The following is a 14,922-nucleotide window of genomic DNA, read 5'->3' as shown; positions in this document are numbered from 1 at the left end:
CTGCGGGGGGATTGACAGCTTTGCTACAATAGCGGTTCACCAATAACCAACTGCACAGGCTCATCCAGTCATGCTTAATCTTTACAACACACTGACCCGCCAAAAAGAAGCATTCAACCCGATCGAACCCGGCAAGGTAAAGATGTATGTGTGTGGCATGACTGTCTACGACCTGTGCCACATTGGCCACGCGCGCATGCTGACCGCCTTCGACGTGATCTACCGCTGGTTTGCCGCCTCCGGTTATGACGTCACCTATGTGCGCAACATCACCGACATCGACGACAAGATCATCAAGCGCGCCGCCGAGCGCGGCATCAGCGCCGAGGCGCTGGTGGAAGAAACCATCGCCGACATGCACGCCGACACCGGGGCGCTGGGCCTGTTGCGGCCAACCTTCGAGCCGCGCGCCACCCAGCACATCGGCGGCATGCAGGACATCATCAGCAAGCTGATCAGCCGCGGCAAGGCCTACCCGGCGGCCAACGGCGACGTCTACTACGCGGTGCGCGAGTTCGACGGCTACGGCAAGCTGTCCGGCAAGACGCTGGACAACCTGCGCGCCGGCGAGCGTGTCGAGGTCGATCCCAACAAGCGCGACGCGCACGACTTCGTGCTGTGGAAAGCGGCCAAGCCGGGCGAGCCGCAGTGGCAAAGCCCGTGGGGCGCCGGTCGTCCGGGCTGGCATATTGAATGCTCGGCGATGAGCTGCCACCACCTGGGCGAACATTTCGACATCCACGGCGGCGGCGAGGACCTGCAGTTCCCGCACCACGAGAACGAAATTGCGCAGAGCGAAGGCGCGCACGGCCAGCAGTACGTGAACTACTGGATGCACAACGGCTTCATCAACGTCGATGGCGAAAAGATGTCCAAGAGCCTGGGCAACTTCTTCACCATCCGCGACGTGCTCGGCCATTTCGACGGTGAGGTGATCCGCTTCTTCATCGTGCGCAGCCACTACCGCAGCCCGGTCAACTTCACCGACGGCATTCTCAACGACGCCAAGCAGGGCCTGACCCGTCTCTACACCGCCTTGCGCGGGCTGGAACTGCCGGCGTCGAGCGGCATCGACTGGAACAATGCCTACGCGGCGCGTTTCAAGGCGGCGATGGACGATGACTTCGGCACCTCCGAGGCGATTTCCGTGCTGTTCGAGCTGGCCGGCGAAGTCAACAAGAGCCGCGACGTGCAGCAGGCGCGCCTGCTGAAAGATCTGGCCGGCGTGCTGGGCCTGTTGCAGCGTGATCCGGAAGCCTTCCTGCAGGGCGAAGCCGGCGACGGCCTGTCGGCGGCGCAGATCGAGGCGCTGATCCAGGCGCGCAAGGACGCACGCGCCGCCAAGGACTGGGCCGAGTCCGACCGCATCCGCGACCAGCTGACCGCGGCCGGCATCGTGCTGGAAGACAGCGCCGGCACCACCACCTGGCGCCGTGCCTGAGCACGGGCAGGCAGGGCTGGCCGCTGGCCAGCTTTTGCTTGCCAAACCATTGTCAAGTGCGGATAATGCTGCGTTTTAGATGAAGCGCAGGCAAAACCCCTGCGCCCGATTGAAAAGGAAACCGAACATGCAAGCTGACATCCAGCCGAACTACAAAGAAGTTAACGTGACTTGCTCTTGCGGCAACACCTTTGCCACCAAGTCCACCATGGCCAAAGACGCCTTCCACATCGAAGTGTGCTCCGAGTGCCACCCGTTCTACACTGGCAAACAGAAGATTGTTGACACCGCTGGCCGTGTTGACCGCTTCAACCAGAAGTTCGGCAGCTTCTTCAAGCGCTAATTACGCTTGCAGCAGTCCGGAAAAAGGCAGCCACGGCTGCCTTTTTTGTTGTTCCGGTTTATCCTGAAGCCCATTGTCCGAGTACGGCTGTCCCATGCTGACCTATAGCGACTCCTCCCAGTCCCGCCTGCCTGCCGCCACTGAAAAGCCGTGGCTATTGTTGTTGCTGACCTTTGTCTGGTTGTGGCCGGGCATTGTGGGGCACACGCCGTGGAAGCCGGACGAACCCTACGTCACCGCCGTGGTGCAGCACATGCTGGCCGGTGGCCCGTGGTGGCTGCCGGCGATCGACGGCCAGGCGTATCTCGACAGCGCGCCGCTGTATTACTGGGTGGCAACCCTGTTCGCGCGGCTGCTGTCACCGTGGTTGCTGCCGCTGCATGATGCGGCGCGGCTGGCGACGCCGCTGTTCATGGCCATCGGCCTCGCCTTTGCCGGCGGTGTCGGCCGCGAGCTGATCGGCCGCCGTCATGGCCGCAGCGTGGTGCTGATCCTGATCGGCTGCTTGGGGCTGATCGTCACCGGCCACGAGATGAACCCGGTGGTGGCCGGCTTTGCCGGTTTTGCCGCGGCGCTGTACGCGCTGGTGCTGACGCGGCGGGCGCCGGCGCTGGCTGGTGCCATCCTCGGCGCGGCGACGGTGGTGCTGTTTCTGGCCACCAGCCTGTTGCCGGTGCTGCTGGTGTGGAGCGTGGCGCTGATGCTGCCGGCCTTCGTCAGCTGGCGCAACAAGGGCTACGCCATCACGCTGTTGATGGCGCTGCTGTTCGCCTTGCCGCTGGCGGCACTGTGGCCGCTGGCACTGTATCGCGGCGCGCCGGCGGTATTCCACGCCTGGTGGCAGTTCCACGCGCTGGGGCCACTGGACGGCTTTGGCGGCCTTGGCCTGTTCCACGAGTTCGGCTACTACCCGAAGCTGATGCTGTGGTACGCCTGGCCGGCGTGGCCGCTGGCGGCGTGGACGCTGTGGAAGAACCGCCGCTACGAGTTGCCGCTGCTGCAGTTGCCGCTGCTGTTCTTCGCGGTGATCCTGCTGCTGCTGACCTTCTCCAATCGCAGCCATACCGAGGACGCGATGCCGCTGTTGCTGCCGCTGGCGGTGCTGGCGGCGGTGGAGCTGGACAGCCTGCGCCGTGGCGCCGCCGCCTTCCTCAACTGGTTCGGCCTGATGGCGTTCGGCCTGTTCTCGCTGCTGGTGTGGCTGGGCTGGGCGGCGATGAACTTCGGCTGGCCGGCCAAGCTGGCGGAGCGCGCCAGCTATTTCAGTCCCTACTATGAGCCGCAGGTATCGTGGCTGGCGCTGCTGCTGGCGCTGGTCGCCACCGCGCTGTGGGGCTGGGCGGTGACGCGGCGCCATCTGCGCGGCCGCCAGGCGGTGACCAACTGGGCCGCCGGACTGGCGCTGCTGTGGGGGCTGCTGATGACGCTGTGGCTGCCCTTCCTCGATGCCGCCAAGAGCTACCAGCCGGTGGTGCAGGGCATGATGCGGGCGATGCCGGCCAGCGAGCACTGCGTGTCGGTATCGGCCAGCCAGCAGCTGGCGCGCATCAGCTGGGGCTATTACGCCGGCCTGCGCCTGCAGCCGGTGGCCGACGGGGCCGCGCCGGCCTGCAACCTGTTGCTGATGGTGCGCGATCGTCGTGTCGATACGCCGCCGCTGCCGGGCTGGCAGGTGCGCTGGAGTGGCAACCGTGCCCGCGACAAGCGCGAGCAGTTCGTGCTGTGGCAGCGCCTGCCGTAAGCGCTCGCCGCCAACAAAAACGCCACCTGACGGTGGCGTTTTGCATGCGGTTGCGGCCAACGCTGGCCGCAGGCGCTAGCTCTGCAGCTCGGGCAGGTCGACAAACAGCTGCAGCGCCTCCGGGTTGGCCAGGGCGGTGAGGTTGGTTACCGGCAGGCCGTGGATCACGTTCTTCACCGCCAGTTCGACGATCTTGCCGCTGATGGTCTTCGGAATGTCGGCGACGGCGATGATCTTGGCCGGCACGTGGCGCGGGCTGGCGCCGTTCTTGATCTTGTCGCGGATGGCGGCCTGCAGCGTCTTGTCCAGCTCGCAGCCGTCGCGCAGCTTGACGAACAGCACCACGCGCTCGTCGTCCAGCCAGCGCTGGCCGACGACGATGCTGTCCAGCACCGCGTCGAAGGTTTCCACCTGGCGGTAGATCTCGGCGGTGCCGATGCGCACGCCGCCGGGATTGAGCACCGCGTCGGAGCGACCGTAGATGATCATGCCGTCGTGCTCGGTCAGCTCGGCGTAGTCGCCGTGACACCACACATTGTCGAAACGCTCGAAGTAGGCCTTGCGGTACTTCTCGCCGTCCGCGTCGCCCCAGAAGCCGACCGGCATCGACGGGAACGGTTTGGTGCACACCAGCTCGCCCTTTTCGCCCTGTACCGGCTGGCCGGCGTCGTTCCAGATCTCCACCGCCATGCCCAGGCCGCGGCACTGCAGCTCGCCGCGGTAGACCGGCAGGCTGGCGCAACCCAGCGCGAAGCAGGACACGATGTCGGTGCCGCCGGAAATGGAGGCGAGGTTGATGTCGTCCTTGATCGCGTCGTAGACCCAGTCGAAGCTTTCCGCCACCAGCGGCGAGCCGGTGGAGAACACCGCGCGCAGGCAGCTGAGGTCGTAGTCGCGCTTCGGCTGCAGGTCGATCTTGCGCAGACCGTCGATGTACTTGGCCGAGGTGCCGAACTGCGCGCAGCGATAGGCTTCGGCGTATTGCCACAGGATGTGGCCGCCCTTGGCGAACGGCGAGCCGTCGAACAGCATCAGCGTGGCGCCGCTGGCGAGGCCGGATACCAGCCAGTTCCACATCATCCAGCCGCAGGTGGTGAAGTAGAACAGGCGGTCGCCGGCGTGCACGTCGGCGTGCAGCTGGTGCTCCTTCAGGTGTTGCAGCAGGGTGCCGCCGTGGCCGTGCACGATGCATTTCGGCTTGCCGGTGGTGCCGCTGGAATAGAGGATGAACAGCGGGTGGTTGAAGCCGACGCGGCGGAACAGCAGCTCGCTGGCGACAAAGCTGTCGACGAAGCGCTCGAGGGTGACGGCCTTGGGCACCGTTTCCGCGAAGGCGTCGGCGCGCTCCAGGTAGGGCACCACGATCACTTTTTCCACCGACGGCAGGCCGCTGGCGATGATCTGCATCTTCTCGCTGATGTCGACCTGCTTGCCGTTGTACCAGTAGCCGTCCGGGCAGAACAGCAGGCGTGGCGCGGTCTGGCCGAAGCGGTCCAGCGCGCCGTCGGTGCCGAAGTCCGGCGAGCAGCTGGTCCACACCGCGCCGAGGCTGCTGGCGGCCAGCATCGCGGCCACCGTCTCCGGCATGTTCGGCATGTAGCCGGCGACGCGGTCGCCTTCGGCAATGCCGTGCGCCAGCATCGCCTGTTGCAGGCGCGACACCAGATCGGACAGCTCCCACCAGGTCAGCTCGCGTTTGACCTTGTCCTCGCCCCAGAACACCATCGCCAGCGTGTCATCGCGGCGGCGCAACAGGTTTTCCGCGTAGTTGAGCGCGGACTGCGGGAAGAAACGCGCGGCGCGCATGCCGTCCTTGTCTTCCAGCGCCACGCTGCCCTTGTCACCGATCACCCCGGCGTAATCCCACAGCTGGCTCCAGAAGCGTTCCGGGCGCGCGATGCTGGCGTGCCACAGGCTGGAATAGTCGGGATAGCGCTGGTTGTCCAGCGTTTCCGCCAGCCGGGTAAAGGCGGTCAGGTGGGTCGCGCTCAGGCGGGCCGGTGACGGCTGCCAGATCGGATGGTCTGCTGCGTGCATATCAAGTCTCTCCTCAGGAAGCGTGTGGGGTCGCTCAAGGGTGTCGTTCTTTATTATGAAAGCTGTTTGTCGGCCAGTTTACTGCACAGCCATGCCTGCGGTATAGGCTGCCGGCCGCGCGATCTGTGCCGCGTGTGGCCGGCTGCGGCGTGTTGCGGCCAACCTTGGGCAAGGTTGGCCGCAAGTGTGGTGGCTCAGTCTTCCGTGTAGCTGCCGTCGTGCATCCAGCGCGCGTGTTGCGGTGCTTTGCGCGTTTCTGCCCATTCGTTGAGCATGTCCCACTTCACCTCGTCCAGCATCTGCATCATCTTCGGCGTGCCGGTATTGCAGGCCAGCTCCAGGCGGTGGCCGTTGGGGTCGAAGAAGTAGATCGACTTGAAGATGGTGTGGTCGGTGGGGCCGATCACGTCGATGCCGGCGGCCTGCAGCCGTGCCTTGGTGGCGAGCAGGGTGTCCAGCGAGTCCACTTCCATGGCCAGATGCTGCACCCAGTTGGGCGTGTTCTGGTCGCGGTCCATCGGCGGCCGTGTCGGCAGCTCGAAGAAGGCGAGGATGTTGCCTTGGCCGGCGTCGAGGAACACGTGCATGTACGGGTCCGGCGCCTTGGTGGACGGCACCTCGTTTTCGGCGATTGCCAGCACGAACTTCATGTCGAGGTGTTTCACGTACCACTCCACCGTTTCCTTGGCGTCCTTGCAGCGATAGGCGACATGGTGAATTTTCTTGATCAGCATGATGGTTCTCTCCGTGAGCGGTGGCCGTGGTGCGGCGCTGATTTCAGTCTGGCACTGATCGCGGTGGCGGTCAGTGGCGATGCTGGCAAGTTAACCATTAATTCGTTATTGGTCAATTTGTTCGATAATAACAAATATTATCGCCGTTGCTGGCGTGGCGAAAATGCTAGAATTGCCGCCGTTTCAACAACACTGACCATGCCAGCGGGCAAGACGGGGTAACGATGGAAAAAGACCGGCGCGGAATCCAATCAATCGAGGTGGGCGGCAGCCTGCTGCAGACGCTGGTGCGCCATGGAGCGCCGATGATGCTGAAGGACCTGGCCGGCGAGGCCGGCATGCCGGCGGCGAAGGCGCATCCCTACCTGGTGAGTTTTGGCAAGCTGGGGCTGATCGAGCAGGACGCGGGCAGCGGCCTGTACAAGCTGGGGCCGTTTGCCTTGCAGATGGGGCTGGTGGCGTTGCACGAGCTGGACGCGGTCAAGATCGCCACCGAACGCGCGGCGGCGCTGTCGCTGGACATCCAGCAGAACGTGGCGCTGGCGGTGTGGGGCAATCACGGCCCGACCGTGGTGCGGATCCAGGAGTGCAATCGCGTGGTGCACATCAATATGCGGACCGGCACGGTGATGTCGCTGCTGGATTCGGCAACCGGCAAGGTGTTTGCCGCCTACCTGCCGCCGCGGCTGACCGAGGAGATGATCGCCAGTGAAATGGCGGCGCGGCAGGCTGGTATCGAGGAGCAGGCCGCGTTCCAGTCGGCGCTGCAGCGGGTGCGCGAGCGCGGCATGGCGCGGGCGGTGGGCTACCCCTTGCCCGGCATCAATGCCTTCAGCGTGCCGGTGTTCGATCACGCCGGCCAGCTGGCGCTGGTGATGACCACGCTGGGGCCGGCGGCGACCTTCGCCTCGGACTGGAACGGGGTGATCGCGCAACGGCTGCGCAGCACGGCGGCCGACATCTCTGCACAGATTGGTTATCGCGGCTGAGTCGTGGTGCCGCAGGTGGGGGCCAGCCAGCGCCTCAGGCATTCACTGTCGTCGCGACGCCGGCGCAGCAGGTGCGGCGCTCACAAAAAGCAAAACGGGCTGGCAGATGCCAGCCCATTGCCGTATTGCTTAGAACCTGTTCACGATCTGCTGCGGCTGATATCGATGGGCGATACGGCGCTGAAAACGGCTTCGAATGCTTGTTTGTATCTGGAGAAACGCCGCTTCCTCAGTCGTTTTCGCCTTGTCCCGCTCTAGCTCGCGAGATCGTGAACACGTTCTTAGCCGCCGGAGCAGCCGCAACCGCCGCCGCCACCACAACCGCCTTGCTGGGCTGCCGGCGCCTGGGCCGGTGCCGGCTCGCTGTCGGCGACATGGATGGTGAAGTCGATGACGACCTGTTGCGGCGAGCGCTCCACGTAGTTGATCAGCACCTGGCCACCGTAGCGCTGCTCGATCTGGCCGAGCAGTGGCAGCGGGTCGTGGTCGTTGACGAAGCGCATGCGCTCGCCGTGGTTCAGCGATTCCAGCGCGCCAAAAATGGCGGCATGGCGGAAACGCTTGGCCACGCCGCGCGCATCAAAAGGGAAAACCGACAAATCAGAGGTGTGGGTGTGCATGGATGGACTCCTGTCTGTAACAGTGCCCAGCTTACGCACCCGCCGCGCCGCTTTCCTTGAGGCAAAATAAGCGCCGGCGCCGAGGGTTCGGTATTCGGCGTTCAGTATTCGGCGTCGGCCAGCAGCGGCGCGGCGCGATCCCTGTCCGACAGCTGCAGGCCGTCGCGCAGCGGCCAGGCAATCGCCAGTTGCGGGTCATCCCAGCGCAGCGCGCGCTCGTGCTGCGGGCTCCAGTAGGCGGTGGTTTTGTACAGCAGTTCGGCGTGTTCGCTCAGCGTGACAAAACCGTGGGCGAAACCTTCCGGAATCCACAGCTGGCGATGGTTGGCCGCCGACAGCAGGGTGCCGTAATGGTGGCCGAAGGTGGCGGAGTCGCGGCGCAGATCGACGACGACATCGAATACCTCGCCGGCCACACAGCGCACCAGCTTGCCTTGCGCCTGCGGCGGCAGCTGGTAGTGCAGGCCGCGCAGCACGCCGCGGCTGGAGCGGGAGTGGTTGTCCTGCACGAACTCGACGTGGCGGCCGATGGCGGCATCGAATTGCTGCTGGTGAAAGCTCTCGTAGAAAAAGCCGCGCTCGTCACCATGGATGCGGGGTTCGATCAGCCACAGGCCGGACAGGCCGGTTTCGCGGAACAGGCTCATTCAGCACCCTTCTTGCAGCAATTGCAGCAGGTAGCGACCGTAACCGGTCTTGGCCAGCGGTGCGGCCAACCTTTGCAGCTGGCCGTCGTCGATGTAGCCCATGCGCCACGCCACTTCTTCCGGACAGGCCACCTTCAGGCCCTGGCGTTTTTCGAGGGTGGCGATGAACTGGCTGGCCTCCAGCAGCGAGTCATGGGTGCCGGTATCCAGCCAGGCGTAGCCGCGGCCCATGGTCTCGACTGTGAGCGTGCCGCGTGCGAGGTAGGCGGCATTGACGTCGGTGATCTCCAGCTCGCCGCGCGGCGACGGCTTGATCGACTTGGCGATGTCGACCACCTGCGCGTCGTAGAAATACAGGCCGGTGACGGCGTAATGGGACTTGGGCCGCGCCGGTTTCTCTTCGATGCTGATGGCCTGGCCTGCGCCATCAAACTCGACCACGCCGTAGCGCTCCGGGTCGTTGACGCGATAGGCGAACACGGTGGCGCCCTGTGCCTGCGCCGCGGTGCGCTGCAGCTGGCTGGCCAGCTCGGCGCCGTAGAAAATATTGTCGCCCAGCACCAGTGCCGACGGCGCCCCGGCGAGGAAGGACTCGCCGAGGATGAAGGCCTGCGCCAGGCCGTCCGGGCTGGGCTGTACCGTGTACTGCAGCCGGATGCCCCACTGGCTGCCGTCGCCCAGCAGTTGCTGGAAGCGCGGCGTGTCCTGTGGCGTGGAAATGATCAGGATGTCGCGGATGCCGGCCAGCAACAGCGTGGTCAGCGGGTAGTAGATCAGCGGCTTGTCGTAGACCGGCAGCAGCTGCTTGCTGACCGCCAGGGTGGCCGGGTACAGGCGGCTATTGGCGCCACCGGCGAGGATGATGCCTTTACGGTTCATGGTTTTCTTGCGTTATCGAGGGTCTGGAACAGCTGCGCCACGCCTTCCTGCCATGACGGCAGCTGCAGGCCGAAGGTCAGCCGCAGCTTGCTGCAGTCGAGCACGGAATTGGCCGGCCGCGTGGCCCGCTGCGGGTACTCGTCGCTGCTGACCGCGTGCAGGCCGTCCGGCGGCAGCATCAGCGTCCAGCCTGCATCGCGGGCCAGCGCGATGACGTGGGCGGCGTAGTCGTGCCAGCTGGTGCGGCCGCTGGCGGCAAGGTGGTAGGTGCCGTAGCTGGTGCTGTCAGGGTAGTTGGCGTAGTGCGGCAGCAACAGCGCGCACACGTCCGCCAGCAGGCTGGCCGGGGTCGGGGCGCCAAACTGGTCGTCGACCACGGCCAGGCGGTCGCGGGTTGCGGCCAGCCTGAGCATGGTTTTCAGGAAATTCTGGCCATAGACGCCGGCCACCCACGAGCTGCGCAGGATGTAGTGGCGGCAGCCGCTGTCGCGGATGGCCTGTTCGCCCAGCCATTTGCTGCGGCCATACACCGATTGCGGATTGGCGCTGTCGTCTTCCAGCCAGGCGCCGAACTTGCTGCCGTCGAACACGTAGTCGCTGGAGTAGTGCACCAGCAGCGCGTTGTGCTGTGCCGCCCACTGCGCCAGTTGCGCCGGTGCGGCGGCGTTGACGGCATGGGCCAGCGCGATCTCGTCCTCGGCCTGATCGACCGCGGTATAGGCCGCGGCATTGACAATGATGTCGGGCTGCAAGGCGTCTAGCGTCGCGCTGAGGGTGTGCGGTGCCGCCAGATCGAATTGTTGGCGGCCGGGGCAGCTCAGTACCCCGTGCAGCGCCAGCGCGCGCTTGAGCTCGAAGCCGACCTGGCCGCTGCCGCCGGTGATCAGGATTTTTGCCGGGTAGCTCATGACTGGCCTCCGTATTGCCGGGTCAGCCAGTCGCGGTAGTGGCCGCTGCTGACGCCCTCGACCCAGTCCTGGTTGTCCAGATACCACTGGACGGTCTTGCGGATGCCGGAGTCGAAGGTTTCGGCCGGTTTCCAGCCCAGCTCGCGTTCCAGCTTGCGTGCGTCGATCGCGTAGCGGCGGTCGTGGCCGGGGCGGTCTTGCACATGGGTGATCTGCTCGGCGTAGACTTTGCCGTCGGCACGCGGACGCAATTCGTCCAGCAGGCGGCAGATGGTGCGGACCACATCGAGGTTGGCTTTCTCGTTCCAGCCGCCGACGTTGTAGGTTTCACCGGCGGTTCCGGCGTCCAGTACGCGGCGGAGGGCGGCGCAGTGGTCCTTGACGTACAGCCAGTCGCGTATCTGCCGGCCGTCGCCGTAGATCGGCAGCGGCTTGCCGGCCAGTGCATTGAGGATGACCAGCGGGATCAGTTTTTCCGGGAACTGGTAGGGGCCGTAGTTGTTGCTGCAATGGGTGGTCAGTACCGGCAGGCCGTAGCTGTGGTGCCAGGCCCGTACCAGATGGTCGGACGCGGCCTTGCTGGCGGAGTACGGGCTGTTCGGCTGGTAGCGGTGATCTTCGGCGAACGGTGCGTCCTCTGCGGCCAAGGTGCCGTAGACTTCGTCGGTGGAGACGTGCAGGAAGCGGAAGGCGCTCTTGTCTGCGGCAGGGAAGTCGTCCCAATAGCCGCGTACCGCTTCCAGCAGCTTGAACGTGCCGACGATGTTGGTGTCGATGAAGTCGCCCGGACCGTGGATGGAGCGGTCGACGTGGCTCTCGGCGGCAAAGTTGATCACCGCGCGCGGCTGGTGTTCGGCCAGCAGGCGGCCCAGCAGCTCGCGATCGCCGATATCGCCGTGAACGAAGCGGTGCCGGTCGTCGCCTTGCAGGCTGGTCAGCGTTTGCAGGTTGCCGGCGTAGCTCAGCTTGTCCAGGTTGACGACCGGCTCGTCACTGCCGGCCAGCCAGTCCAGCACGAAATTGCCGCCGATAAAGCCGGCACCACCGGTTACCAGAATGGTCATGTTGCTCTTTGCTTGCGGAAGTCGGTCGGGAAGGTCGCAGTGCGGCGGCGCGCCGCCATGGCACTGCTTGTTGCCGGATTGTACTTGCCTTGGCGGCGTAACACGAGCCGCCGCTATAACGCCGGCGGCGGCAAAGCACAACGGCCAGCCGGCGACCGTTGACCGCCGGCTGGCCGCGTAAACGGCAAGGACTCAGCTGCGCAGGCCGCGCGCCTTGGCGTACTTGGAGCCAGGCTCGCGCACCAGTGCCTCGGCAATGAACCAGGCGGTATCGGCCAGCTGCTCCAGATCCACCCCGGTGTGATAACCCAGCCCGTGCAGCAGGTAGACCACGTCTTCGGTGGCCACGTTGCCGGAGGCGCCCTTGGCGTACGGGCAGCCGCCCAGCCCGGCGACCGAGCTGTCGAAGGTGCGCACGCCGGCCTGCAGCGCGGTGTGGATATTGGCGATGGCCATGCCGTAGGTATCGTGGAAATGGCCGGCCAGCTTGGTCACCGGTACTACCTCTGTCACCGCATCCAGCATCGCGGTCACCTTGTTGGGGGTGCCCACGCCTATGGTGTCGCCCAGCGAGATTTCGTAGCAGCCCATGTTGTACAGCGCACGCGCCACTTCGGCCACCTTGTACGGGGCGATGTCGCCTTCGTACGGGCAGCCCAGCACGCAGGACACATAGCCGCGCACCTTGATGTTTGCCGCCTGCGCCCGCTTCATCACCGATTCGAAGCGCAGCAGGCTCTCGGCGATGCTGGCGTTGATGTTCTTGTGGCTGAACGCTTCGCTCGCGGCGCCGAACACCGCGATCTCGCGCACGCCGGCTTCCAGCGCCGCATCCAGCCCCTTGTCGTTGGGCACCAGCACCGGGTAGTCGATGCCGGCGTTCAGGTTCAGCGCCTGCAGCACCTGCAGGCTGTCGGCCATCTGCGGCACCCACTTGGGCGACACGAAGGCGCCGGCCTCGATAGTGCGCAAGCCGGCTGCGGCCAACCTTTCAATCAGCTCCAGCTTGGTAGCCAGGCTGATACTGTGCTTTTCATTCTGCAGCCCGTCGCGCGGGCCGACTTCGACGATTTTTACGTGGGTCATATAGAGCCTCTTTCTTTGCCACGGAATCCACAGAAAAGCACCCGTCAGCCTGTGATGTCTGACCATGAGCGCAGGACGTTTTGGCCTGCCGGATGCTTGGCGGGCCGCTTTTCTTTCCGTGCTTTCCGTGGGTTCTGTGGCAAATAAACAATCAGTCCGCCTCGAAATCCACCAGCTCGTCGCCGTCGCTGACCTGCTCGCCGGCGGCAAAGTAGAACGCCAGCACCTTGCCGTCGGCCGGCGCGGTAATGGTGTGTTCCATCTTCATCGCTTCCAGAATCAGCAACGGTTCACCCTTGGCCACGCGGGTGCCGGCTTCGGCCAGCAGCGCCACCACGCGGCCCGGCATCGGCGCCTTCATGTGGGTTTCGCCGTGCACGCCTGCTTCTTCATAGGCGTAAGGATCGAGGTAGTCCACGGCAATGCGCTCGCCGTCGGCAAACAGCACGCGCTGCGCGCCGTGGCGTACCAGTGTGGCGCTGATCTGCTTGCCGCCCAGGTTGGCCGTAAGCTGCTTGCCCTGCAGGCTGGCGCGCAGCGGGATGTCGCTGCCGTTGACGCTGACCAGCTGCTGCTCCTGTTGTTGCTGGCGCAGCAGCACCTCGATGCGGCTGTCGCCGTGGGCAAAGCCGAGGCGACGCTCCAGTGTGCTGTTCAGGCGCCAGCCTTGCAGCGCGCCGAAGGCATGGTTGTCGTCGCTGGCTGCGGCCAACGTTTCGCCCACCGCCAGCAGCGCCAGCTGTTCGCTGTTCGGTGCGGCGGGGGCGGGCAGCAGGCTGTCGTGGTAACGGGCGATCAGGCCGGTATCCACGTCGCCGCTGGCAAACGCCGGGTTGGCGGCAATGCGGCGCAGGAAGCGGATATTGGTGGTGACGCCCACCACCTGGTAGGCGGCCAGCGCCGCGTCCAGCTGCTGCAGCGCCGCTTCGCGCGTTTCGCCCCACACGATCAGCTTGGCGATCATCGGGTCGTAAAACGGCGAAATGGTATCGCCCTCCAGCACGCCGGTATCGACGCGCACGTGGGCGTTCTCCGCCGGCGGCTGCAGGTGCACCAGCGTGCCGGTGGCCGGCAGGAAGCCCTTGTCCGGGTCTTCGGCGTAGATGCGTGCCTCGATGCTGTGGCCGTGGATCGCCAGCTGCTGCTGTTGCAGCGGCAGCGGCTGGCCGCTGGCCACTTTCAGCTGCCACGCCACCAGATCCTGGTCGGTGATCATCTCGGTGACCGGATGCTCCACCTGCAAGCGGGTGTTCATTTCCATGAAGTAGAACTGCCCCGACTCCACGTCCATGATGAATTCCACGGTGCCGGCGCCGACATAGCCGACGGCGCGCGCAGCAGCTACCGCCGCCTCGCCCATCGCCTGGCGGGTTGCCGCCGGCAGGTGCGGTGCCGGGGCTTCTTCCAGCACTTTCTGGTGGCGGCGCTGCACCGAGCAGTCGCGTTCGAACAGGTAGACGCAGCCGCCCAGACTGTCGGCAAACACCTGGATCTCCACGTGACGCGGACGGGTCAGGTATTTCTCTACCAGTACCTTGTCGTCGCCGAAGCTGGCGCGCGCCTCGCGCTGGCAGCTGGCCAGTGCGGCGATAAAGTCGTCACTGCGCTCCACGATGCGCATGCCCTTGCCACCGCCGCCGGCACTGGCCTTGATCAGCACCGGGTAGCCCATCTTGTCGGCTTCGGTCTTCAGGAACAGTTCATCCTGATTGTCTCCGTGATAGCCCGGCACCAGTGGCACGTTGGCTTTTTCCATCAACGCCTTGGCGGCGGATTTGCTGCCCATGGCGGCAATGGCGCTGGCCGGCGGGCCGATGAAGGCGATGCCGGCGGCTTCGCAGGCGGCAGCAAAGTCTTCGTTTTCCGACAGGAAGCCGTAGCCCGGATGCACCGCCTGCGCGCCGCTTTGTTTGGCAATATCGAGGATCAGCCCGGCCTTGAGGTAGGACTCGGCGGCCGGCGCCGGCCCCAGGCGGTAGGCTTCGTCCGCCAGTTTGACGAAGCGGGCGCTGGCGTCGGCATCGGAATACACCGCCACGGTGCGGATGCCCATGGCGCGGGCGGTCTTGATCACGCGGCAGGCGATTTCGCCACGGTTGGCGATGAGGATCTTAGTAAACATGGTGGTCTCCCGTGGCGAACTCGCCGCGGCACATGCGTGCCGCCAGGCGATTTTGCTGCGCAGCTGCGCAGCCTTGCGGCTGCTGGTCGCCACGGTTGGCGATGAGGATTTTAGTGAACATGGTGCTCTCCCGTGGCGAACTCGCCGCGGCACTGGCGTGCCGTCAGGCAGTTTTGCTGCGCAGCTGCGCAGCCTTGCGGCTGCTGGTCGCCACGGTTGGCGATGAGGATCTTGGTGAACATATGGGAGCTTTCCCTTTTCTTGTCTGTTCGCTGCAGAGAGGACTAAGCGGCGGAATCCACCCGTTCAAA

General features: G+C 65.2%; 16 protein-coding genes. 5 read left to right on the top strand and 11 right to left on the bottom strand.

Annotated elements, in window-relative coordinates; genetic code table 11:
* The first annotated feature begins 70 nt into the window (after positions 1–70).
* The 3 genes from cysS to ACG97_RS09095 all read left to right on the top strand — a co-directional run bounded on the left by cysS (position 71) and on the right by ACG97_RS09095 (position 3,525).
* Positions 71–1,441, top strand: coding sequence for a cysteine--tRNA ligase (cysS, locus tag ACG97_RS09105; RefSeq protein ID WP_047967045.1), 1,371 nt, complete (start codon positions 71–73; stop codon positions 1,439–1,441).
* Between the two features lie 127 nt (positions 1,442–1,568).
* Positions 1,569–1,784, top strand: coding sequence for a 50S ribosomal protein L31 (rpmE, locus tag ACG97_RS09100; protein WP_047967044.1), 216 nt, complete (start codon positions 1,569–1,571; stop codon positions 1,782–1,784).
* A gap of 94 nt (positions 1,785–1,878) precedes the next feature.
* On the top strand, positions 1,879–3,525 hold the full coding sequence (locus ACG97_RS09095) for a glycosyltransferase family 39 protein (RefSeq protein ID WP_047967043.1): 1,647 nt from the start codon (positions 1,879–1,881) through the stop codon (positions 3,523–3,525).
* A gap of 75 nt (positions 3,526–3,600) precedes the next feature.
* Here the strand turns inward: ACG97_RS09095 and ACG97_RS09090 are convergent, their stop codons facing one another.
* Together ACG97_RS09090 and ACG97_RS09085 are read right to left on the bottom strand one after the other, a co-directional pair.
* Entirely contained in the window at positions 3,601–5,562 is a 1,962-nt protein-coding gene (locus tag ACG97_RS09090; protein WP_047967042.1) for an acetoacetate--CoA ligase, read from the bottom strand.
* 194 nt (positions 5,563–5,756) lie between these two features.
* Positions 5,757–6,296, bottom strand: coding sequence for a VOC family protein (locus ACG97_RS09085; protein ID WP_047967041.1), 540 nt, complete (start codon positions 6,294–6,296; stop codon positions 5,757–5,759).
* Between ACG97_RS09085 and ACG97_RS17600 the strand changes: the two genes are divergently transcribed.
* Both ACG97_RS17600 and ACG97_RS09080 read left to right on the top strand, forming a co-directional pair.
* Positions 6,273–6,518, top strand: a complete 246-nt coding sequence (locus ACG97_RS17600) for a hypothetical protein (RefSeq protein WP_156168005.1) — start codon at positions 6,273–6,275, stop codon at positions 6,516–6,518. The two genes, ACG97_RS09085 and ACG97_RS17600, sit on opposite strands and share 24 nt — an antisense overlap.
* A 2-nt stretch (positions 6,519–6,520) precedes the next feature.
* Positions 6,521–7,285: an IclR family transcriptional regulator gene (locus ACG97_RS09080; RefSeq protein ID WP_047967040.1), complete on the top strand. Its 765-nt coding sequence runs from the start codon at positions 6,521–6,523 to the stop codon at positions 7,283–7,285.
* A 281-nt stretch (positions 7,286–7,566) separates the two neighbouring features.
* Here ACG97_RS09080 and ACG97_RS09075 read toward each other — a convergent pair whose 3' ends face one another.
* From ACG97_RS09075 to ACG97_RS18155, 9 genes are all read right to left on the bottom strand, one after another.
* A complete protein-coding gene (locus tag ACG97_RS09075) occupies positions 7,567–7,905 on the bottom strand; it encodes a DUF2249 domain-containing protein (protein WP_047967039.1) in 339 nt (112 codons plus the stop codon).
* Between the two features lie 101 nt (positions 7,906–8,006).
* On the bottom strand, positions 8,007–8,552 hold the full coding sequence (gene rfbC / locus ACG97_RS09070; protein WP_047967038.1) for a dTDP-4-dehydrorhamnose 3,5-epimerase: 546 nt from the start codon (positions 8,550–8,552) through the stop codon (positions 8,007–8,009).
* Positions 8,553–9,431, bottom strand: coding sequence for a glucose-1-phosphate thymidylyltransferase RfbA (gene rfbA / locus ACG97_RS09065; protein WP_047967037.1), 879 nt, complete (start codon positions 9,429–9,431; stop codon positions 8,553–8,555).
* A complete protein-coding gene (gene rfbD, locus ACG97_RS09060; protein ID WP_047967036.1) occupies positions 9,428–10,339 on the bottom strand; it encodes a dTDP-4-dehydrorhamnose reductase in 912 nt (303 codons plus the stop codon). Before rfbD ends, rfbA begins: the two co-directional genes overlap by 4 nt.
* Positions 10,336–11,403 carry a dTDP-glucose 4,6-dehydratase gene (rfbB, locus tag ACG97_RS09055; protein WP_047967035.1) on the bottom strand — a complete coding sequence of 356 codons (1,068 nt, stop codon included), beginning with the start codon at positions 11,401–11,403 and terminating at the stop codon, positions 10,336–10,338. The genes rfbD and rfbB overlap by 4 nt, the downstream gene beginning before the upstream one ends.
* Positions 11,404–11,595: 192 nt before the next feature.
* A complete protein-coding gene (locus ACG97_RS09050; protein WP_047967034.1) occupies positions 11,596–12,489 on the bottom strand; it encodes a hydroxymethylglutaryl-CoA lyase in 894 nt (297 codons plus the stop codon).
* A 151-nt stretch (positions 12,490–12,640) separates the two neighbouring features.
* Positions 12,641–14,611, bottom strand: a complete 1,971-nt coding sequence (locus ACG97_RS09045) for an acetyl/propionyl/methylcrotonyl-CoA carboxylase subunit alpha (RefSeq protein WP_082133708.1) — start codon at positions 14,609–14,611, stop codon at positions 12,641–12,643.
* Positions 14,601–14,732 carry a hypothetical protein gene (locus ACG97_RS18160; RefSeq protein WP_255348029.1) on the bottom strand — a complete coding sequence of 44 codons (132 nt, stop codon included), beginning with the start codon at positions 14,730–14,732 and terminating at the stop codon, positions 14,601–14,603. Before ACG97_RS18160 ends, ACG97_RS09045 begins: the two co-directional genes overlap by 11 nt.
* Positions 14,722–14,853: a hypothetical protein gene (locus ACG97_RS18155; RefSeq protein ID WP_255348028.1), complete on the bottom strand. Its 132-nt coding sequence runs from the start codon at positions 14,851–14,853 to the stop codon at positions 14,722–14,724. The genes ACG97_RS18160 and ACG97_RS18155 overlap by 11 nt, the downstream gene beginning before the upstream one ends.
* Positions 14,854–14,922: the final 69 nt, after the last annotated feature.

It is taken from the genome of Vogesella sp. EB (assembly GCF_001037925.1).
GTDB lineage: Bacteria > Pseudomonadota > Gammaproteobacteria > Burkholderiales > Chromobacteriaceae > Vogesella > Vogesella indigofera.
This window is presented reverse-complemented; position numbering and strand designations above follow the sequence as displayed.